The 19825-nt window shown below is 62.0% G+C and carries 18 protein-coding genes; 12 read left to right on the forward strand and 6 right to left on the reverse strand.

What is annotated here, in order from left to right; genetic code table 11:
- Nucleotides 1-20: 20 nt before the first annotated feature.
- Together NET03_RS05470 and NET03_RS05475 are read right to left on the reverse strand one after the other, a co-directional pair.
- Nucleotides 21-2132 carry a heavy metal translocating P-type ATPase gene (locus NET03_RS05470; protein ID WP_252127890.1) on the reverse strand — a complete coding sequence of 704 codons (2112 nt, stop codon included), beginning with the start codon at nucleotides 2130-2132 and terminating at the stop codon, nucleotides 21-23.
- Nucleotides 2107-2487 carry an ArsR/SmtB family transcription factor gene (locus NET03_RS05475; protein WP_252127891.1) on the reverse strand — a complete coding sequence of 127 codons (381 nt, stop codon included), beginning with the start codon at nucleotides 2485-2487 and terminating at the stop codon, nucleotides 2107-2109. Before NET03_RS05475 ends, NET03_RS05470 begins: the two co-directional genes overlap by 26 nt.
- Nucleotides 2488-2791: 304 nt before the next feature.
- On the opposite strand from NET03_RS05475, the gene metG reads away from it, so the two are divergent.
- On the forward strand, nucleotides 2792-4546 hold the full coding sequence (metG, locus tag NET03_RS05480; protein WP_252127892.1) for a methionine--tRNA ligase: 1755 nt from the start codon (nucleotides 2792-2794) through the stop codon (nucleotides 4544-4546).
- 334 nt (nucleotides 4547-4880) lie between these two features.
- Here metG and NET03_RS05485 read toward each other — a convergent pair whose 3' ends face one another.
- Complete coding sequence (locus NET03_RS05485) at nucleotides 4881-7136, reverse strand: transglycosylase SLT domain-containing protein (protein ID WP_252127893.1); 2256 nt, start codon at nucleotides 7134-7136, stop codon at nucleotides 4881-4883.
- A gap of 417 nt (nucleotides 7137-7553) precedes the next feature.
- On the opposite strand from NET03_RS05485, the gene NET03_RS05490 reads away from it, so the two are divergent.
- The 5 genes from NET03_RS05490 to NET03_RS05510 all read left to right on the forward strand — a co-directional run bounded on the left by NET03_RS05490 (nucleotide 7554) and on the right by NET03_RS05510 (nucleotide 10600).
- Nucleotides 7554-7826 carry an SHOCT domain-containing protein gene (locus tag NET03_RS05490; RefSeq protein WP_252127894.1) on the forward strand — a complete coding sequence of 91 codons (273 nt, stop codon included), beginning with the start codon at nucleotides 7554-7556 and terminating at the stop codon, nucleotides 7824-7826.
- A gap of 84 nt (nucleotides 7827-7910) precedes the next feature.
- Nucleotides 7911-8192, forward strand: a complete 282-nt coding sequence (locus NET03_RS05495) for an SHOCT domain-containing protein (RefSeq protein ID WP_252127895.1) — start codon at nucleotides 7911-7913, stop codon at nucleotides 8190-8192.
- Nucleotides 8189-8665: a c-type cytochrome gene (locus tag NET03_RS05500; protein ID WP_252127896.1), complete on the forward strand. Its 477-nt coding sequence runs from the start codon at nucleotides 8189-8191 to the stop codon at nucleotides 8663-8665. The genes NET03_RS05495 and NET03_RS05500 overlap by 4 nt, the downstream gene beginning before the upstream one ends.
- Before the next feature lie 75 nt (nucleotides 8666-8740).
- Nucleotides 8741-9532: a dolichyl-phosphate beta-glucosyltransferase gene (locus NET03_RS05505; RefSeq protein ID WP_252127897.1), complete on the forward strand. Its 792-nt coding sequence runs from the start codon at nucleotides 8741-8743 to the stop codon at nucleotides 9530-9532.
- 39 nt (nucleotides 9533-9571) lie between these two features.
- Nucleotides 9572-10600, forward strand: coding sequence for a WD40/YVTN/BNR-like repeat-containing protein (locus NET03_RS05510; protein ID WP_252127898.1), 1029 nt, complete (start codon nucleotides 9572-9574; stop codon nucleotides 10598-10600).
- 295 nt (nucleotides 10601-10895) lie between these two features.
- Here the strand turns inward: NET03_RS05510 and NET03_RS05515 are convergent, their stop codons facing one another.
- Nucleotides 10896-12092 carry a multidrug effflux MFS transporter gene (locus tag NET03_RS05515; protein ID WP_252127899.1) on the reverse strand — a complete coding sequence of 399 codons (1197 nt, stop codon included), beginning with the start codon at nucleotides 12090-12092 and terminating at the stop codon, nucleotides 10896-10898.
- A 516-nt stretch (nucleotides 12093-12608) separates the two neighbouring features.
- Here NET03_RS05515 and NET03_RS05520 point away from each other — a divergent pair.
- The 3 genes from NET03_RS05520 to NET03_RS05530 all read left to right on the forward strand — a co-directional run bounded on the left by NET03_RS05520 (nucleotide 12609) and on the right by NET03_RS05530 (nucleotide 14470).
- Complete coding sequence (locus NET03_RS05520; RefSeq protein WP_252127900.1) at nucleotides 12609-13817, forward strand: DUF4352 domain-containing protein; 1209 nt, start codon at nucleotides 12609-12611, stop codon at nucleotides 13815-13817.
- Nucleotides 13818-13879: 62 nt separating this feature from the next.
- Nucleotides 13880-14224 (forward strand): hypothetical protein, encoded by a 345-nt coding sequence (locus NET03_RS05525; RefSeq protein ID WP_252127901.1) that lies wholly within the window; start codon nucleotides 13880-13882, stop codon nucleotides 14222-14224.
- Between the two features lie 42 nt (nucleotides 14225-14266).
- Nucleotides 14267-14470, forward strand: a complete 204-nt coding sequence (locus tag NET03_RS05530; RefSeq protein WP_252127902.1) for a hypothetical protein — start codon at nucleotides 14267-14269, stop codon at nucleotides 14468-14470.
- On the opposite strand, the gene NET03_RS05535 is transcribed toward NET03_RS05530, so the two are convergent.
- Nucleotides 14467-15504: a helix-turn-helix transcriptional regulator gene (locus NET03_RS05535; RefSeq protein WP_252127903.1), complete on the reverse strand. Its 1038-nt coding sequence runs from the start codon at nucleotides 15502-15504 to the stop codon at nucleotides 14467-14469. The two genes, NET03_RS05530 and NET03_RS05535, sit on opposite strands and share 4 nt — an antisense overlap.
- 137 nt (nucleotides 15505-15641) lie before the next feature.
- On the opposite strand from NET03_RS05535, the gene NET03_RS05540 reads away from it, so the two are divergent.
- From NET03_RS05540 to NET03_RS05550, 3 genes are read left to right on the forward strand one after another with little or no spacing between them, the layout of a single operon-like run.
- Nucleotides 15642-16400, forward strand: coding sequence for a WecB/TagA/CpsF family glycosyltransferase (locus NET03_RS05540; RefSeq protein WP_252127904.1), 759 nt, complete (start codon nucleotides 15642-15644; stop codon nucleotides 16398-16400).
- A gap of 10 nt (nucleotides 16401-16410) precedes the next feature.
- A complete protein-coding gene (locus tag NET03_RS05545; protein ID WP_252127905.1) occupies nucleotides 16411-16962 on the forward strand; it encodes a B-box zinc finger protein in 552 nt (183 codons plus the stop codon).
- Nucleotides 16959-17966, forward strand: a complete 1008-nt coding sequence (locus tag NET03_RS05550) for a bifunctional heptose 7-phosphate kinase/heptose 1-phosphate adenyltransferase (protein WP_252127906.1) — start codon at nucleotides 16959-16961, stop codon at nucleotides 17964-17966. Before NET03_RS05545 ends, NET03_RS05550 begins: the two co-directional genes overlap by 4 nt.
- Before the next feature lie 25 nt (nucleotides 17967-17991).
- Here the strand turns inward: NET03_RS05550 and NET03_RS05555 are convergent, their stop codons facing one another.
- Nucleotides 17992-19812 (reverse strand): ABC transporter ATP-binding protein, encoded by a 1821-nt coding sequence (locus NET03_RS05555; RefSeq protein WP_252127907.1) that lies wholly within the window; start codon nucleotides 19810-19812, stop codon nucleotides 17992-17994.
- Between the last annotated feature and the right edge of the window lie 13 nt (nucleotides 19813-19825).

A 19825-nucleotide genomic window follows, 5' to 3' on the forward strand; every position in this document is an offset into this window, starting at 1 on the left:
GCTGGCCTTTCCTTTCCTCGCTACCGCTTCGGCTCATTCGCTCCCCCGAAACCTAATCGCGCACTGTTGCCAAGGATGAAAACATCCGGCACCACTTGCGCTGTCGCCGCCAAGGTCGGCGGCAGGATACCCAAGGCTGCCAGGCTGAGTCCGGCCAGATTGTAGAATGCCGTACCTGCAAGATTTACCCAGGCTGTGCTCAGCGCGCGCCGCGCCCAACGGATCACTTCTGGCACGAGCATCCAGTCCTCACGCAGTAACACCACGTTTGCCGTTTCGGCTGCCAGCGCCGTACCAAGCCGTCCCATCGCAATACCCACGTCGGCCTGGGCTAGCGCCGGCGCATCATTGATTCCGTCACCAATCATCGCGACAATCCGACCAGCCTCCTGGTATGCCCGCACGACCGCCAGCTTGTCCTCGGGTAGCAATCGCGCCCGCCAACGAATGCCAAGCGGACCGGCGAGTGCCGCAGCCGCCTGCTCATGGTCACCGGTGATCAGCTCGATGTCCCGTATGCCGAGTCGCCGCAGTTCGGCAATCGACTCGGCTACACCCGGTCGGAGTTCGTCAGCGAATGCCAGCACACCGAGGCGCTCCCCCTCCCATTCGACCACCACGACCGTCTTGCCCTGCGCCCGAAGCTGCGCGACCGGCTGCCAGTCCGCCTCGTCGGGCGAAGGCGCGCGAACACGCACCGTTGCACCGCTGATCCGCGCTGTCACACCGACGCCGGGATCAAAGGAGAACGATTCTGGTGCAGCGAGCCCAAGCCCTCGCTCGCGCGCGGCCGCGCGGATCGCCTCAGCAAGGGGATGTTCGGCGTAGCGCTCGGCCGTCGCAGCAAGTCTCAGGAATTCGTTCTCGCCGACACGCCCGTCCGCCACAACGACGTCGGTCACCACTGGACGACCCAGTGTGAGTGTCCCTGTCTTGTCCAAGAGCACCACGTCAACCCGCGCGAGTCGTTCAATCACCGCACCACCCTTGATCAGTACCCCCCGGCGTGCTGCACGTCCAATCGTTGCGACCAGTGCCATCGGCGTCGCGAGTGCGAACGCACACGAGCACGCGACAACAAGCACCGCCGCCACCGCCAGTGGATCGCGGCGGAGGAGCAACGTCAGCACCGCAACACCAGCGACAACCGGGAGATACCATCCAGAGAAACGATCGGCAACGCGCTGCAGACGCCCCGGATTTGCTTCTGCCGCCTCGACGAGCCGCACAATCCGCGCGAACGCCGAGTCCGATGCTGGCGCTGTCGCCTGCAATCGCAGATACCCACTCCGGACAACGGTCGCAGCGTAGACGTGCTCTCCCGCACCGACTGCGCGCGGGAGCGGCTCGCCCGTCAACGCCGCCTCGTCGACCAGCGCTGTTCCTTCGATCACCGTTCCGTCCACAGGCACCGCCTCACCGGAACGGACGACGACAACGTCCCCCGGCACGACACTTCCAGCCGGAATTTCCATCTCCTGGCCGTTCCGCTCGACACGGGCACGCTGGGGTGCCAAAGCCGCGAGTTCACGTAGTGCTCGTCCTGCCTCACTTCCAGTACTCTCCTCCAAAACAGCACCAAGGCGCATGAATACCACGACAATCGCCGCTGCCGCCCATGCACCGACCGCTATCGCGGCAAGCGCGCCAAGGGTCATCAGCGTGTGCGCAGTCACCCGTCGTTGCAGCACGGCACGTGCTACGTCACGGAAGACCGGCCAACCACCAGCGACAATGCCGGCGAGCCAGAGCGGCCAGGGAATCCACGAGTTTAAGCGATCCACAAAACCGGCTAACTCCGCCGCCACGACTGCGAGCACTACCGCAACAGCCACTGCGCTTATGACGAGCACGCGCCGCCAGGCACGATCCACCACTCCCGTCTCCTCGCCGACCGGGTAACCAGTCTCAGCCAGAACCCGCTCGACGGTCGCACGATCGACGCGTGATGGATCGACCACGACCGCAACCTTCCGTGCCAGCGGGAACGCTTCGACCTCGAGCACTCCCGGAACCCTCTGCAACGCTTGCTCCACGTGTCGCGCGCACTCGGCGCAGTCAACCCCCTCCACCGGCAGGACGAGCGTCGTCCCGTCGGCACGTTTCTCAGTCGATAGACGTTGCTCGTCCATCGTCCACCCCCACTGCGTCGCTTTGCCAGACAGCGGGCTCATAGCGCGGACATGCCGCAACGCCCCAGGCCGTTTCCGCGAGTACGTCTTCAGCAAGTCCCAGCAGGACGGCAATCCGCTCATCACTCAGGCTGTAGCGGACAAACTGTGCCGCCCGCTCCCGACTCACCAGCCCACAGTCCCGAAGACACCGCAAGTGATTCGACACGTTGGTCAGCGTCAGTCCGGTGCGTTCGGCGAGCTCGCCAACGGTACATGGCCCACGGCGCAGCACTTCCAGGATGGCCAAGCGACTCGGATCGGCAAAGCCACGGAATAACTTGGCTTTCAGCTCGAGAGCTCGACGGTCTACCATGCTGCCTCCAGCACTTCAGCAAATTGTGAAGTACAGACTACCGTTTGTAAGCGATGCCCGTCAAGTAGTCAGGTCGATGAGATGCTCGCGGGCCAGACAGGAACCGCCGTTGTAGACGGTACGTTCTGTGTTCAAGGACCGGGCCACTTCTCGCCGCCGCGGCTCAGTCGCAGACCTGGGGGAGAGTCCGGGTCAGTCGGCCACAAGCGCAGTCAGATTCAACGCAGCAATCCAGCGGAGGCCGATTTGTTTTAATCGGAAGGTGAGATGAGCGGTCCGGACGAGCGAGCAGGAGCAACAGACGATGTCTGAAACGATCGGTGTCTTTGTCGCGTGGCCGTACGCGAATGGTGATCTCCATCTCGGTCATGTGGCTGGCGTCTATATTCCCGCCGATACCTTTGCCCGCTATCATCGCCTTCGCGGCAATCGCGTACTCATGGTCAGCGGGAGCGATGCCCACGGGACACCGATCACCGTGGCCGCTGAGCGCGAAGGCGTCACCCCAGAGGACATCTTCAAGCGCTATCACCGACGCTTTCTTGAGACCTATCAACAACTCGGAATCTCTTTCGATCTCTTCACCCATACGCATACACAGAACCACTTCCGCGTCTCCCAGGACATCTTCCGCACACTCTATGAGCGTGGATACATCTTTACCCAGACGCAGATCCAGCTCTACTGCGAATACGACCGCCGCTTCCTTCCTGACCGCTATGTGGAGGGTACCTGTCCCTACTGTGGGTACCCGAACGCCCGCGGCGACCAGTGCGACAACTGCGGGCGCACTCTCGATGCTATTGAACTCATCGACCCACGGTGTCGCCTCTGCGGCCGGCGTCCCGTCCCTCGGGAGACGGAGCACTTCTTCTTCGACCTACCGGCGTTCACTGATCGCCTGCTCGCCTATCTCGACCGGCAGACACACTGGCGCCCCAACGTCCAGCACTTTGTCCGGAACTTCATCCAGGACGGCCTCAAGCCGCGGCCAGTCTCCCGCGACCTCGAGTGGGGGATCCCTCTCCCAATTCCCGGATACGAGCAGAAGGTGATGTACGTCTGGTTCGAGGCGGTGATCGGCTACCTCTCGGCCAGTATTGAGTGGGCGCTCGCCGAAAATCGACCAGGGGCCTGGGAGACGTGGTGGCGTGATCCAGCCGCTCGCGGGTACTACTTCATTGGGAAGGACAACATTCCTTTCCATGCCATCATCTGGCCTGCCGAGCTCATGGGCTACGATGAGACCCTCAACGTGCCGTACGATATTCCTGCCAATGAATTCCTCAACCTCGAGGGTCAGCAATTCTCGACCAGCCGCAACTGGGCAATCTGGGTACCTGATTTCCTCTCTCGCTACGCGCCTGATCCGCTCCGCGACTACCTCACCAGCATTGCCCCTGAGTCGCGTGACAGCGAGTTCACCTGGCAAGGTTTCCTGGAGCGAAACAACAACGAGCTTCTCGCAACGTGGGGGAACTTGGTTCACCGTATCCTGACCTTCGTCCACACCCGTTTCGCGGGACGTGTGCCGGAGCCACGTGAGTTCGACGGTCGTGATCGTCTCCTGCTCGACCAGATCGCGACCGGCTTTCAGCGTGTCGGGGAACTCTACGAACGAGTAGAACTGAAGGCAGCCCAGCGTGAGGCGATGGCGCTGGCGAGGGAAGTGAATCGCTACCTCGACGAGAAAGCGCCGTGGTTCCAGATCCGCGAGGATCGGCAGGCTGCCGCCACAACGCTCTTCGTCGCCTTGCGAGCCATCGACTCTCTCAAGCTGCTTCTGGCTCCGATCCTTCCCTTCTCAAGCGAGCAACTCCACCACATGCTCGGCTACACTGAACCGCTCTTCGGCGAATTGGTCATCGAACCAGGACCAGAGACCGGCGGACATGAAGTGCTCCGCTATCGACCAGCCCCCAGTGAGGGACGTAACCGCTGGGTGCCGAGCACCTTAGAAACGGGGCGACCATTACCGCCTCCCCAGCCGCTCTATCAGAAGCTGGACGAAGGAATTGTCGAGCAGGAGCGACAACGCCTTCTTGCGCAGTCTCGCTAGCACAACACTGCTCCTTGTACCTCGCTACGGGAGCAGGTGTCACGGGCCCTGCGGAGCGCGGCTTGCTTGAGCAAGCGCGTCGCTGGCTCCTGATGGCTGGGTTCACCGTGAGTCTCTGTAAGCCCTCTGGGGCTGAAATGTGCGGACCACAGGGCGGTGGACTTTCCATCAGTGACGATGGGGTCGAGGAGGGCAGTTTGTGACCCCATGACATGGACAGATTTCATGGCCAACGCGTTGCAGGCTGGCCCACCTCGATCTCTCGGCGAAGGTGGTGCCCCGCTGCCCAACAGTGATCGGATCTTCCGGTTCCAGAGAAGCCGCCGATCCCCCGTCATTCCATACGGTAGAGCTCTTGGTAGGCACGGTACCCGGCGTAGACTCGCTGGACGTAGGCGTACGTCTCGCGATAAGGGATCCGCTCGGCAAAGAGATCAGGGTCGTTTGTCGGCCGTTCGCGCAGCCACTGTTGCACTGCACCAGCTCCTGCGTTGTAGCTGGCGAGCGCAAGAAAGAGTTGCCCTTGGAACTGCTCGAGACGACGTGCAAGTTCGGCAGCCCCCAACAAGATGCTTGTCGCCGGATGGAACAAGTCGTCTGGAGTCCAGCGCATCAGACCGAGTTCCCGGGCAAGTGTTGCACCGGTATCCGGCATCACTTGCGTAAGTCCACGTGCCCCGACCGGTGAAACCGCCGTTGGTTCGAACGCGCTCTCTTGACGGATCAAGGCAGCCAGCAACAGGGGATCGACGCCGAATCGGGCCGTTATCGGAACAAGCAACTCAGGATACGGTACCGGAGCGAGTAGTGGAGCGACGACAGTCTGTGGCACCTCCCTGACAGTGGCAAGACGCAGCCCAATCCGATACGCATACGCCGCCTCGCCGCGCCGCAAGAGTTCCCATCCGAAGACCGCGAGCGCAATGGGATCGGCACGGAGCTCATCGGCGGCGACATCAACCTCCCAGCCGGCCGCCTCGCGCTCACCGAGATCGAACAGAAGCAACGCGCGTCGCGCCGCACCGCTTGCCTGGACACGCTGCGCTGCGGTTTCGGTCGTCGCGTCGAGGCTCGCCAGCCACGTGGTTAATGAGCGATCGTCCGGCACCAGGGAACCGACCTGCCCTGGTGCCTTTGCGACCGGTAACTCACCACGCAGGAGCTCGCGTGCTCGCTGACCGTAGAAGTTTTGAGGTTCGCTCAGCAGCACCTGCTGCCATGCCTGTTGCGCGCCGGCAAGGTCACCGCGCGCTGCAAGTGCCTTGCCGTACCAGAAACTGGCACGCACATCGCCACCTGCGGCAAGCCCCTCCCAGAGTGCGCCGGCGCCCGCCGTGTCGCCACGTCCGTAGGCCAGGAGACCGAGTCTGAACTGGGCCTCGCGTGCAGCCGAACTTCCCGGATACTGCGCAAGCACGCGTCGGTAAAGTTCCTCAGCACCAGCCTCGTTGTTCCACTCGACAAGCGTTCCCGCTGTGACAAGCGCATCGGGTGTGCGGCCATCCTGCGGATATCGCTCGCCCATCGCCACCAACTCCTGAACACCAGTCACGAGGTCTCCGCTCCGCACCCGCGCGATGGCCCGCTGGTACCAGGCATCGGCACGCGTCGGGTCAGTATCGAGAATGGCTGAATAGGCAGCGATTGCATTCCCGTAGCGTCCGGTGGCGAATGCAATCGCGGCACGGCGCTCAGCGGAGACAGTGCTGCCCGCTCCCAGGGCATCCAGTTCATCGAGTGCTTGCGCGGCTGCAGTACTCTCCGGTGCTGTTTCAATGGCCATGAGGAGATCGGTCTGTGCTGCCGGCACGTCCCCAAGTTCGCGCGCCGCGCGGGCGCGTTGGAGAAGAAGCGTCGCGCGGTAACTCGGAATCGTCGCAAGCTCCAAGAGGCGGGTTACCGCCTCACGGACAGCGAGAAAGTCACCGCGTTGCTCTGCACGCGCCTTCCGCCACTCCAGCGCAGCCACAGCCAGTCGCCTGATCGGTGCGGTTGTCACAATCTGGTCAACCAGCTGTTCTGCTTCCGCCTCTCGTCCGGTACCAGCTAAGAGATCCAGTGTACGGTACTCAAGATACGGCGCAAGTTCCGGAAGGAGGTGAGCCGCGACGCGGAGTTGCTCGGACGCCTGCTCGCGCTCCCCAAGCGTGGCTAAGGCGCGGGCAGCGATGACCGCTGCTATTCCTGCTGGGCGCTGATCCGGTGCCCGCTGTGCTGCTTCAACAGCAAGTTCCAGTGCCACCTGTGCGTCCCCACGCTCGAGTGTCGCCCGCGCCAGGAGGAGCCGTGCTTCCAGCCGTTGCGCCGGATCAGGAGCTCCGAGAGCACCGGCCAAGAGTTGAGCCGCTTCGGCCGGTGAACCAGATGCCAGCAGTCGCCGTGCCTGCTCGAGCGCCAGAGCTGGGTCGGTCGGTACGGGCAGGGCTTGGGCTGCTGGCGTTCGCACCAGGTCTGCGGCGGCGTGTTCGCCAGGAGGTGTTGCACCGGGAACCACCGCAGGAACCGGCGCCTGCCAGCTCGCAGTGAATGCGACAAGGAGCACAGCCAGTAGGAGCGAGGCATGCAGGAGTCCGCGCCCTTGACCTGTCACACTCCCTCCCGCCGAGTACTGCGAACCGCCACTGTGAGGATACCGCTGGCAACCCTCATCCCCGGGAATTGAGCGTGGGACTTCACCCCGGCGAGCACGAATCAGGTTTTCTTCCAAAGTCCCCGTTGCAGGGGGCGTACACGAGAGCAACAGTCCAGCGTGCTTCAGCCAGGCGCCATTCCGCCAAAAGTGTTGTTGGCGAACCAAGAACAGGACATGAGACGTGGTGCTCGGCGCTGTTCGACCACCCTTACCTGGTGTGGTGCAATGTACCCCCCTTGCAGTGCAGGAGAACCGAGCCGTCCCCCCCGCCGCCGCACATATCGTCGACAATCATGGTCTTACGTGAGCCAAGGAGAATCTGTTTACACAGTGTTTACGCAGCCGATCCTATTCTCATTTCGGGAGGAGGATACTATGGAATGGCGAGTATGTTGGCATGGTCCGTTTCATGCAGGTGCACTCCGCGATTTGGTTTGGATTCTCGATTTGATTGGGATCCTGTCCTGGCTTGCTCTTCTCATAGCGGTCGTATTGCTGGTAGTGTGGTTAGCACGCCGGATCGGTAGCGAGCCCATCGGCACACCAAGCAAGAGAGCTCGCGACATACTCGACGAGCGCTACGCCCGTGGTGAAATTACCCGTGAGCAATATCTCGAGATGCGCCGTGATCTGGAACACAGCGGATAAGAGCAAAAAATTTCCGAAATTGTAACGCCTTTGAGATACCCGGATGGGGTATACTCGACAATAGGTGACGAGAGGAGGGAGACGATGATGCCCTGTCCATGGTGTGGCCCGTGGGGTAGCGGCATGATGTGGGGTTGGGGCAACTGGTGGTGGGGGCTCATCATGATGATCTTCTGGTTGCTCATCCTCATTGGTATTGTGCTCTTGGTCGTCTGGGCGATCCGACAAATCGTCCATCGGGAGGGAACGCCTGCGGGCACGAGCCGGGCACTCGAAATCTTGCAGGAGCGATATGCGCGAGGGGAGATCACCCGCGAGCAGTACGAGCAGATACGGCGTGACCTTCTCGGTGGAGCAAGCGGATGAGCCGAAATCTGCTTGTGCTGGCCATTTTATTGCTTCTGGTCGGCACGCTCGGTCTCGGGATCATTGGCGCTCTCGCAAGCCGACAAATCAGCCGCGGTTTCAGTCCCGAGGAACGTGGACGCTGGATCTACTCGACGGCCACTGATCCAGATTCCGGAGCGCCGATTCCCTATAGCGGCGGCATGATGATGCCCATGGCGTGCGCAGACTGCCACGGCATCGATGGCCGCGGCCTCCGCACACCGATGTTTGTGAGCCCGGATATCCGCTACCGCAACTTGACCGATCCCCAGGGTATGATCGAGCCCAACGGCAGTCGTGGACGCACGTACCACTCCGATGAGGAGATTCGCCGGGCAATCACTGAGGGGATCGGTCCTGATGGCGAGCCTTTGTCCTGGCCGATGCCGCGCTGGCAGCTGACTGATCAGCAGTTCCGTGATCTCTTGGCGTATTTGAAGGCACTGCCGTAATCCGTTCTCATGCCGACACGAGCGACGTATGCTGGCTTGCTACAATGCAGCCGACGAGCCAGCGCGGAGTCTGCGATGACCGTTGAACTCAGCGTGATTATCCCAGCCTACAACGAGGAACTGCGTTTGCCGCAGACACTTGCGGCAGCGCAGGCCTATCTCAGCCAACAACCATGGAGCTGGGAGCTTCTCGTCGCTGATGATGGAAGCGATGACGCAACGCCGGAACTCGTCCGCCTCTGGAGCCAACAGGATCCGCGCATCCGACTTCTGCGCCTCCCGCACCGCGGCAAGGCTGCCGCCGTGCGGAGCGGCGTTCTCTCCTCGGTAGGCACCTATGTTCTCTTTATGGATGCTGACCTTTCGACCCCCATTGAGTACGTCGAGCAAGCCTTAGCGTTGCTCCGCGAGGGCTGGGACGTGGTGATCGGGTCCCGCGAAGGCGCACTCGCCCGCCGCATCGGTGAACCCTGGCATCGCCACGCAATGGGTCGCGTGTACAACTGGCTTGTGCAGCTCCTGCTCCTGCCAGGTATCGATGACACTCAGTGCGGCTTCAAGGGGTTCCGCCGAGAGGTCGCGGTGGACTTGTTCCACCGGTCCTTGCTCTATCGAGACACTCGACATCCCCCGCGCGGACCGCGCGTCACCGGCTTCGACGTGGAACTCCTCTTTATTGCCCGGAGGCGCGGATATCGCATAGCCGTGCTGCCAGTCACCTGGCGACACGTGGAGGGCTCCAAAGTCCGTCCAGCCATCGATGCCCTCCTCATGCTCCGCGACGTCATCGCCGTGCGCCTGCACGCATGGCGCGGTGCCTACGACGGTGTGGCATTCCCGGTCGAGGAGCGGATTCCTGGTGACTGATTCCGCGCGCCGACGGTGAGTGTCCAGGGGAGACCAAACATGCAAACGCTCTACGCGACGACCGGTGACAATGTCATTCTGCTCCGGGAGACTACGCGCGGCTGGACAGTCGAACCACTCCTCCATGGGGTGGGCGCTCAGTGCCTTGCAGTCGATCCGATCGATCCCCAGTACCTTCTCGTTGGTACCTTCGATGAGGGAGCTTTCCTCTCTGCAGACGGCGGACAATCCTGGAGACGCGCCGAAGGTCTTCCGGCGAGCCGCGTCCTCTCGGTGGCAATCAGTCCATCATGGCGTGTAGGCGGGCGCGGCGTGCTCTTCGCTGGATGCGAGCCAAGCGCACTCTACTGGAGCGAAGACGGTGGGCGACATTGGCATGAAGCGAGCGCGCTACGGCAACTACCCAGCGCACCGACCTGGTCGTTCCCACCACGCCCCTGGACCTCACACGTCCGCTCGATCGCGCTTTCTCCATGCGATCCTGGTTTGGTTCTGGTCGGGATCGAGCTCGGTGGCGTCCTGCGCAGTACCGATGGCGGCATAACGTGGGCTGACCAGCGTCCAGGTTGTTATCTCGACTGCCATGCACTTCTCCTCCATCCCGCCATGCCGGGGCTTGTCTTCGAGGCAGCCGGCGGTGGCGTGGCACGGAGCGAGAATGCCGGAGACACCTGGCATACGGTGGACGAGGGGCTCGATTGCCGCTACGTCTGGGCAGTGGCAAGTCCGCCGGACGATCCAACGACTTGGTTCGTCTCCGCCGCACCAGGACCGCGAGAAGCGCACGGTCCTGGACCTCACCGAGGAGCGATGCCCAACCGAGGTGGGGCTGCGCAGGCACGGATCTACCGGCGCCAGGAGACAAACCCATGGGAACCGATCGCAGGTTATCCCGAGCCACTTTCTTCGATGCCCTATGCGCTGGTTATCCCACCGACCGAGCCACGTACGCTCTACGCCGGTTTCCGCGACGGTCAGCTCTGGCGCGGGACTGAGCTTGGAAGTGCGTGGCAAAAGCTGGACATCCAGCTCGACACCATTTTCACCCTCGTTCCTGTTCCTGCATGAAGAACTCACACCCCAAAACATAGGATCTTTGAGCAAGTATGAGATCGTTCACTTGTGGATCAAGTCGAGGATTGCCACCACCGTTCCATTGTTTCTCTCAGGGGGCCGCGGCGCACCAAACTGCCTCGCCCTTTGGCGCCCTCTCACACGGCAACCAGGGACAGGCTCTCCGGACAAGCTGACACGCAGTCACGAGACAGGGAGGCACTTGCCCCTCATCCTGTTCTCCTCACTCGGCAGACGATCGGCGTGGGCGCCGGACCGACAGCTCGCAGGCGGATCGGGTAGGCACATTTCAGGCTCTTGGCACACGGCTGCGGGTCCAACCGAGTCGCCAGACCCACGCCAGGACGAGAAGATTGGTTCCGCTCAGCAACCATAAGCCAAGAGCAAAGCGTTGCGGATCCCCGGCACTGAGCTGGCCGATTGTCGTGCCGAAAAGGAAGGCAAGTGCAGTGCTCCCAAAGCCAACCAGACTGCTGGCAAATCCGGCGATGCCCCCGAGCGGTTCGAGCGCCGCGCTGTTTGCATTGGGGAAGATAAGGGCGATGGAGAAGAACATCAAGAGCACCCCCAGCCAGAAGAGTAAAAAGGAGCTCTTGAGAAGACTGACGGAGAGGAGATAGGTTGTCGCGGCGCAGAGCAGTCCGAGAGCAGCGGGAAGCACACGCCGCAACCCCAGGCGAGTAATCAGCGACCCATTTAGCAGCGTGCCCACCACCTGTGCCGCGCCACCAGCCGCAAAGGCCACTGCAAACGCCTCGTTGGAGAGGCCGAAGTGCGTCTTGACGATTTGGGCAGCACTCGCCAAGTAGGCTTGCAAGACACCATAGCTGAGCCCCAGGATGAGCGTGAAGGCGACACTCGTGCGGGTCGTCCAGAAAGCCCTTGCTGCCCGCCACAGATGAGCCGGATTTTGCACAGTACGCCGCTCTGGGGGCAAGGTATCCGGGAGTCGAAGGAGCAACCAAGTGAGTAAGACCCCCGCTAAGATCCCCATGAAGCCAAATGGTGCGTGCCATCCCCACCGCAACAGCGCCACGCCGATCGCCGGAGCAAAAAGTGGAGAAGCTAAGAGCACCATGAAGGCAAAGGAGAGGATTCGAGCCATCGCCTCTCCATGAAGCGTGTCGCGCACCAATGCTGTGCCGGTCGCTCGCAACCCTGAAGCAAAGGCTCCTTGCACGAAGCGCAAGACGAGTAAGAGACCGAAACTTGGGACAAAGAGCATCAGCAACACTGCCAAACCATATCCCAGAGCAGAGACAAGCAGTGGCACACGACGCCCGATCTGGTCACTCAGCGGGCCAAAGAAGAGTTGCCCTACGGCAAAGCCCAAGAAGTACATGTTGATGACCAGTTCGGTCCGGGTGTCCGAGATACCAAACCATGTCGCCATGTCGTGCAATGCAGGAAGCATAATGTCGATGGCGAAGGCACTCATAGCCATCATAAGGCCGAGCAGCGCGGTCAGCTCCCAGGTAGCGAGCACTCTGGTCTCCGTACGAGTCGTTGCCGACGCGGCCGCCTTTTCGCTGTTTCCCACCCGCTCCCCCTCTCTCATTCGGCCGAGTATTCGATTCGATATCACCCGGCCGATCATCCGAGTTTAGTACGAAATATCACATGTCGGCGAACAGCCTGTTCCGCACTCCCTTGGTTGCCAATCCTGCTACGGTGCGAGAAGGATTGTCACGCAGTCGTGCATCTCCCTCGCAGGAGGAGTGAGCGCCCGAGTGCCGCTCCGCGCCCTCCGCGCCACACGGCACGCGTCAGCCTCTGCAACCGACGAAGATCATGGAATCCCTAAGTACCAACGGACAGGATTGTCAGACCTGGGGGAGCACTCAACCCGCTACCGCAGACGAGACACAAGAAGGTCCTGAACCACCGTGCCAAATCGTCACGAAAGCCCGAGACCACGGGAACCCCTCTATTCCCGTCCTGTGCTCACACTGGAACACGAAGGGCCCTTCGAATCTGACACAAGATTGAGGAGGTGTCTATCATGCGACGCTTCATGAAGGTACTTCTCATCGGAGCCGGTGGGCTTCTTGCGGTCTGCATCCTGCTTGCGGTCCTGATCCAAGGCGGGGGGAGTGAGAAGCCCACACCGGCGCAGGTGGCCGGTGCTACGACACCGACAGCAGCACCGGCAGCTGGGACTGTAACGCCGCAACTGCACGAGCTGACAGCGACTACTCCACCGCAAGCCGCTCAGGAGCCGACCGCTGCACCACAAGCAACGCCGACGCTGCCCTGGGGTACAAGCAAGGAAGATGTCCACGCAACGCTGGTTGAAGGCCAGACGGCTGAACTCACCGATGGGAAGGAGGTGTACCGTCTTACCCTCGAAAAGATCGTCGATGGTGCTGCTTCAACAAATCCGTTCCAGCAACCAAAGGAGGGAAACCGGTACCTCTTGTTCTCAATTCTCATCGAGAATGCCGGAACGCGCTCCCATCTCATCTCAGCGAGCAACTTCCAACTCCGCACGGTAGCTGGTTTCGACTATGAACCGGTTTTCGCGCCGGTTGGCTTCACTGAAGGAGACGCCCTCTCCCAGGAAATTGGCCCAGGCGGGAAGGCACGCGGGATTGTTGTCTTCGAGCTCCCCACGGATCAGCAGCCGCTTTTCCTGAAGTTCGACCCGAACCCAATTACCTCGGCCGAGCTCTATTTCGATGCGCCGAACGCGCTGGAACTCGTCCAGTCTGGAGCCACAAGCCAACCAGTCGCCGCGGCACCAGAGGGTACTCCAGGCGATCAGGCCGGCAAGAGTTGGGGAACGAGTAAGAACGATCGGCACGTCCCGCTCGTCGCTGGACAGAGCGGCGCGATCGCCGATGGGAAACAGGTCTACCGTATCACACTTTTAGCCATTGTTGATGGTGCTACGTCCAGCAATATGTTCGTTCAGCCAAAGGAGGGACACAAGTTCTGGCTCGTCCAGGTGCAGTTCGAGAACGCGGGAACGAGCTCGACCATCCTCACATCCACAGAGTGGGCACTCCGGACACAAGATGGGTTCGACTACGAGCCAGAGATCATGGCAACGGGCTTCGCAGAGGGAGAAATCCTGAGTGGTGAGGTGGGGCCTGGGGGCAGAAAGCAAGGAATCGTCGTCTTCCAGATCCCACAAGATGCCCAGCCACTCTTCCTGAAATTCGACCCGAACCCGTTTACGAGTGCCGAACTGTACTTCGACGCGCAGTGACGACGTCTGTGGGGTGGGAGTTGACTCCCACCCCTTGAAATGGTGGGAAAGGACAAAACATCATGCGGATCGCAGCGCTCGTCTTTGGGATTCTCGGCGGTGTCGTCGGGCTCGTCGCAGCTATTTTCGCACTAGGCATTGGGGGCTTTGCTGCGGCGTTTGGCGCAGAGGGAGCTGGCACGGTTGTCGGTGGAGGATTGGCAGCTGTCGTGCTTGCTGCGCTCGGCATTGTTGGGGGTGCGCTTGCCCTCGGCCGCCCAGGTGCCGGTGCCGTACTTCAGCTCATCGCCGGCCTGGCCGGTCTATTGGCGGTTGGGCTCTTCTGGATTCCTTCCGCGATCCTCTTTGGGATCGGCGCACTGACTGCTGCACTCGGGAGACGGAGCGGTCGCGCTCGTACTACGTGACACACAACCCTCGACAAGGAATCAGAGAATGGAGGAACCACGATGCGACGCCGAAGGAAACGCTCGTATCCCGCTCACCGCGTGTTCGTGACACGGCGCTCTCGTTCCTCGAGCGTACCGGAGGAGCAGCAAAACGAACGCCAGTGCAAGGGCAAGGCGAAGGAAAGCTGGCTAGAGGAGGCAGGTGACGAGTATCCGAACCGGATCATCCGTGAGCGTTGCGACGAACTCCGCGCAGCGGACTAACGTGCTACCTCCGCCACTCCGGGTTGCACAGCCTCACGCACGCCATACTTCCGCAGGATACCGCGTGCGTGTGCAAGGACCTGCTCACGGAGCGACTCTGGACGAATCACCGTGACCTCGACGCCATAGTACAGCACCCAGCGAACGAAGTCCGGTGTGATGGGCAGACGGACACGGAAGCGTACGCGTCCATCGGGAAGTTGCTCGACCTGCTGCGTCGGATGCCACTCTTCCTCGGCAACCCACGGTGCTGCCGTCTCCGAGAACTCGAGTTCGACTTCTTCGGCCGGAACGTCACGTGCCTCGAACATCCCCCAACTCGCCGCCAAGAAGTCTTGGAGTGAAAACTCGGGGCGAATCTGAAACGGAACCCGCGTCATCCACAGGTTCTCGATCCGATCGACCTTCAGCGTGCGGATCGCACGACGGAGATGACACCACCCAATGACATACCAGGAGCGTCCAAAGGGGACAACACAGTACGGATCGAACCGTCGCTCCACCCGCTCCCCACCACGGGACGCGGTGCGATAGCTGATCTCGACCGTATACTGGAGTGCCATCGCCTCAAAGAGCAGACGCAGACGAGTCGCTCGACGCTCGTCCGTCTTGCTCGGCTGACGCACGCGCGCCGTCTTCCCCAGGAGTTCACGCACCCGATCCGGGAGGATCGCACGCAACCGAGCGAGTGCCGCACTGAGCTCCTGCCCAGAGACCCCAGGAACAAAGTGCCCTGCCTCGGCAGCCAACAGCAACGCCAGTGCCTGTGCCAGGTCAAGCTGGAGTGAGGGGAGCCGCGGCACCGATGCCAGGTAATAGCCTTGACCGCTCGGATCACGCTCAATTGCGAGCTCTAAACGCTCACGGAGGAGCTGCAGATCCTTCGTAACCTGACGTTCTGTCACTCCATACCGCTCGGCTAACGCTGCCCGGTTATACTGACGCGGGTACTGGCCAAGTAAGAGCACCATGTCAACCAGCCGAGCAACTCGGTCGCCTTCTCCGTGGCGTTCTAACCGTGCCCCGCGTGGCATTGTTCCTCCATCCTTTCGGTCGATGCCCACAGTATAGCGATTGACCAGTCATCAGCACTATCCCATCAACGGTATCCTTCCTGTGGAACAGGAGTGATGCCGCACGCTGCAGGAGACACCATCCAGCGAGGGTAGCGGTGACCTCATCACGACCACACCGTATCCGGATTCTTGGGCTCCCCCTCGACGATGTGACACTCGCCGAGGCTGTCATTCTGGTCAAAAGCTGGTGCGCTGTCGCCGACACACTCCAGCAGATTGTGACGCTCAACCCGGAAATGGTCATGGCAGCGCGCCGCAACACTGCCTTCCGAGCCGTCATCGAGGGCGCCGCGCTGGTAACCGCCGATGGCGTGGGCCTGATCGCCGCCGCCAGGTTGCGTGGGACACCACTCCGCGGCCGGGTGACCGGTGTCGATCTCGTCGAGGCGCTGGCCACCGCCGGGCTGCGCCTTTTTCTCTTGGGTGCGGCTCCGGGAGTAGCTGAGCGGGCCGCATGCGTTCTTGAGCAGCGCTTCGGAGCGACTGTCGTCGGCACCTGGGCTGGATCACCGCGTCCGGAAGACGCTTCTCATGCACTCGCGCGGATCGCGGCAGCCCGTCCCCAGGTGCTTTGCGTCGCCTATGGCGCCCCGGCGCAAGACCTTTGGATTGCGCGCTATCAAAACGAGCTCACGCGCGCAGGCGTGCGTGTCGCGCTCGGTGTGGGAGGGACGTTCGACTACCTAGCTGGTGTCGTTCCACGCCCCCCAGAGGTGATTCGCCGTCTCGGGCTCGAGTGGTTGTATCGTTTGATCCGGCAGCCGTGGCGCTGGCGTCGCCAGCTGGTGCTCCCCTACTTCGCCGCGCTGGCCTCGCTGGAGGCGATCCGTGCTCGGCTTGGCCCGGTAACGTGAAGGAGGAGCAGTGTTCGCAGCGCTCGACGAGCAGCAGTGCCCACGCCACCCGACGATCTCGACGCGACTCCGCTGCAGCAAGTGCGGTACCCCAATCTGTCCTCGCTGCATGGTTGAAACACCGGTTGGCTTTCGCTGCCCCTCCTGCGCCGGACTCTCCGGCCTCGCCTGGAGCGACGTGCCGACGAGGCTCCTTCTCCGCGCGGGACTCGCCGGACTTCTCGTCGCTGTCACGGTGGGCTGGCTGTGGAGCCGTGCACCAGCCTGGCAATTCTATCTCGCTTTGCTTCTTGGGTTCGGTGTGGCCGAGGCAATAGCCTGGGCAGCTCGAGCCCAGCGCGGGGTCGCCCTGCAAATACTGGGGATGATCTGCGTTGCCCTTGGGCTTCTTCTCTCGCGTCTCTTCCTCCTTGGGCGAGCTGGCCTGAGCCTCGCTGAACTCGTGACGCATCTCGGTGAGACCCGTCTGTGGGCGCTTCTTCAGCTCCGGCCACTTCCTGACCTTTTGTTCGTGGCTCTTGCGTTGCTGATTCCGTTCGTGCGCTTCCGGGTGCGACGATGATGACACCGCAGCACGACTATCGGCGGATCCTCGACACAATTCCGCAGAAGCGCTTCCTGGTGATCGGTGATTTGTATCTGGATCGCTACATCTTCGGTGAGCCTGTCCGCATCTCGCGGGAAGCGCCGGTGCTCGTCCTGGAAGAACGCAACATTGAGCACCGTCCCGGTGGTGGAGCAGCGCCCGGTCTTGCCCTCGCCGCACTTGGCGCACATGTCCAACAACTCGGTATCATCGGTGACGATCCGGAAGGTGCTCTCCTCCGCCAGCTGCTGACCGAGCGCGGAGTCGAGACGAACGGCATTCTGGTTGATCCGAGCCGACCGACGACGGTAAAGACGCGCGTCGTTGCTATCGGCCCCTACAATGTGCTGCCGCAACAGCTCGTCCGCGTCGATCGGCAAGTTCGTCATCCACTCGACGGTCACTTAGAGGCGCAACTTGCTGACCTCATCGGACAAAGAGCGGCGAACGTGGACGCCATTGTGCTTTCCGACTACCAGAGCGGTGCACTCACCCCACGCGTCATTGCTGCGGCGCTCGCCAGCGGGAAACTCTCAGCCGTCGACTCGCAAGGTCGGCTCGACGCCTTCCGCGGAGCGACAGTCGTGAAGTGCAACCGTGCCGAGGCGGAGCGCTTCCTCGGCCGCTCGCTTGCCTCGCGTGCTGCGCGAGCGACCGAACTCACCGCGCTCTGGCAAGCGCTCCAGTGTCGTGCCCTCGTGGTTACCCTTGGTGGCGAGGGTGCTGCACTGGTGACTGCAGCCGGCTATTGGGAACTCCCGCCGCCAGCAGTCCGTGCCGTCTTTGACGTCACCGGAGCGGGGGACACCGTTCTTGCTGTCCTCGCAGCCGCTTTGTCCGTCGGAGCCGATGCGGTGGCTGCGCTTACGCTGGCACAGCTGGCGGCAAGCATCGTCATCGGCAAGTTCGGCAACGCACAAGCGAATCGTGAGGAACTCCAGGCAACACTCGATGCCTATGCGCCACTGACCGATCAGTGACCGGCGCGCGACTCACCTCCCCAGCTCATGCCGCTGGCTCGACGGCAAACTGCAATCGGTACAAGCGTGCGTAGAGTCCTCCCTGTGCCAAGAGTTCCTGGTGTGTTCCCTGCTCGACGATCCGGCCCCCATCCAACACCAGGATCCGATCGGCGGCAAGCACGGTCGAGAGCCGGTGCGCAATGACGAGCGTCGTGCGCCCGCGCATGAGCGTGGCCAGCGCCTCTTGGACAAGGCGTTCCGAGGCCGAGTCGAGCGAAGACGTCGCCTCGTCGAGCACCAGCACGGGTGGATCAACGAGCAGGAGCCGAGCGAGGGCCAGCCGCTGCTTTTCCCCGCCCGAAAGCCGGTAACCACGCTCACCGACCACCGTCTGGTATCCCTCTGGAAGTTCCAAGATCCGGTCATGGATCTGCGCGGCACGTGCCGCAGCCTGGAGCTCCGTGTCAGTCGCCTCCGGCCGTGCATAGCGAAGATTGGCCGCCACTGTGTCGTGGAAAAGGTACGGATCCTGTGTCACCATCCCGATCGTCCGCGCGAGCGTCTCCAATGAGAGATCACGCACGTCATAGCCATCGAGTGTGATCCGACCCCGTGTCGGATCGAAGAGTCGGGCGATGAGATACGTGATCGTCGTCTTCCCTGCGCCACTCGGGCCGACGAGCGCGACGAGTTCTCCTGGTTCGATGCGGAAGGAAACACCAGCAAGTGCCCAGTAGCGGATCGTTGCTCGCTCGCTCGGCTCCGGTATCCCAAGCAATCCATCATTGGGGGGTAACTCGGTGAGGTAGGTGAACCAGACGTCCTCAAAGGCAATTGAGCCGCGTGGTCGCTCGAGACGGACGGCATCTGGACGCTCCACTATCTCGATCGGACGATCGAGCAGCTGGTAGACACGCTCGAAGCTTACGAGGGAGGTCGCCAGGTCAACGTGCGTGTTCAAGAGGGCAGTCACCGGGCCGTACAACCGCACCAGATAGACAGTGAAGGCGACAAGCTCACCGGTGCTCATACTTCCTTGGATCGCGAGGAAGCCTCCCGCGCCAAAGACAAGCGCTGTGCCCACCGCCGCGCCAAGACCGTACAGCAGCATAAGCCAGCGCCCGGCAACCGCCAACTGCACCCCGATGTCCCGAACCGCCGCTGCGCGAGCCCGAAACCGTTCTAGCTCGTCCTGCTGGCGGCCGAACAGCTTCACCAAGAGGACTCCGCTCACCCCAAGCGTCTCCGTGAGCTGGGCCGTCATCGCGGCATTCCGCTCCATTTGTGCGCGCGTGAGTTGGCGCAGCATCCGCCCGAATCGACGCAAGGGCACGAGGAGCAGGGGAAACACGAGGAACGCAAGCAGCGTGAGCCGCCAGTCCATCGCCAGCATGGCCACAAGTGACACGATCACCAGTGCGACATTGCTGACAAGCGTTGTCACTGTATTCGTCACCGCACGCTGTGCTCCCACAACGTCATTCGTCAGACGGGACACAAGTTCGCCCGCCTTGACACTCGTGAAGAAGCGAAAACCTTGGCGCAAAAGGTGCTCATACAGTGCACTGCGCAGGTCGTAAATGATTCCCTCGCCGACACGTGCACTCAGTTGCCGCTGCCCAACACCGATGAGCCCAGAGAGGAGCGGCAGAAGGATCATGCCGAGACTTAACAGCACGAGGAGCTGCACATTCCCGGCATGACTCGCCGTGGGGAGCGCCTGGTCGATTGCGAACCGAAGAAGCTGAATTTGGAGCGCATCGAGGATGGCACTAACCAGGATCGCCGCAACCATCACGATGATCGGCCAACGGTACGGCAGCGCCGAGCGGAGGACACGCCCGAGGACGGCACGATCGATCACTGGACGCCCGTCT

Source organism: Thermomicrobium sp. CFH 73360, assembly GCF_023806465.1.
Taxonomy (GTDB): domain Bacteria; phylum Chloroflexota; class Chloroflexia; order Thermomicrobiales; family Thermomicrobiaceae; genus Thermomicrobium.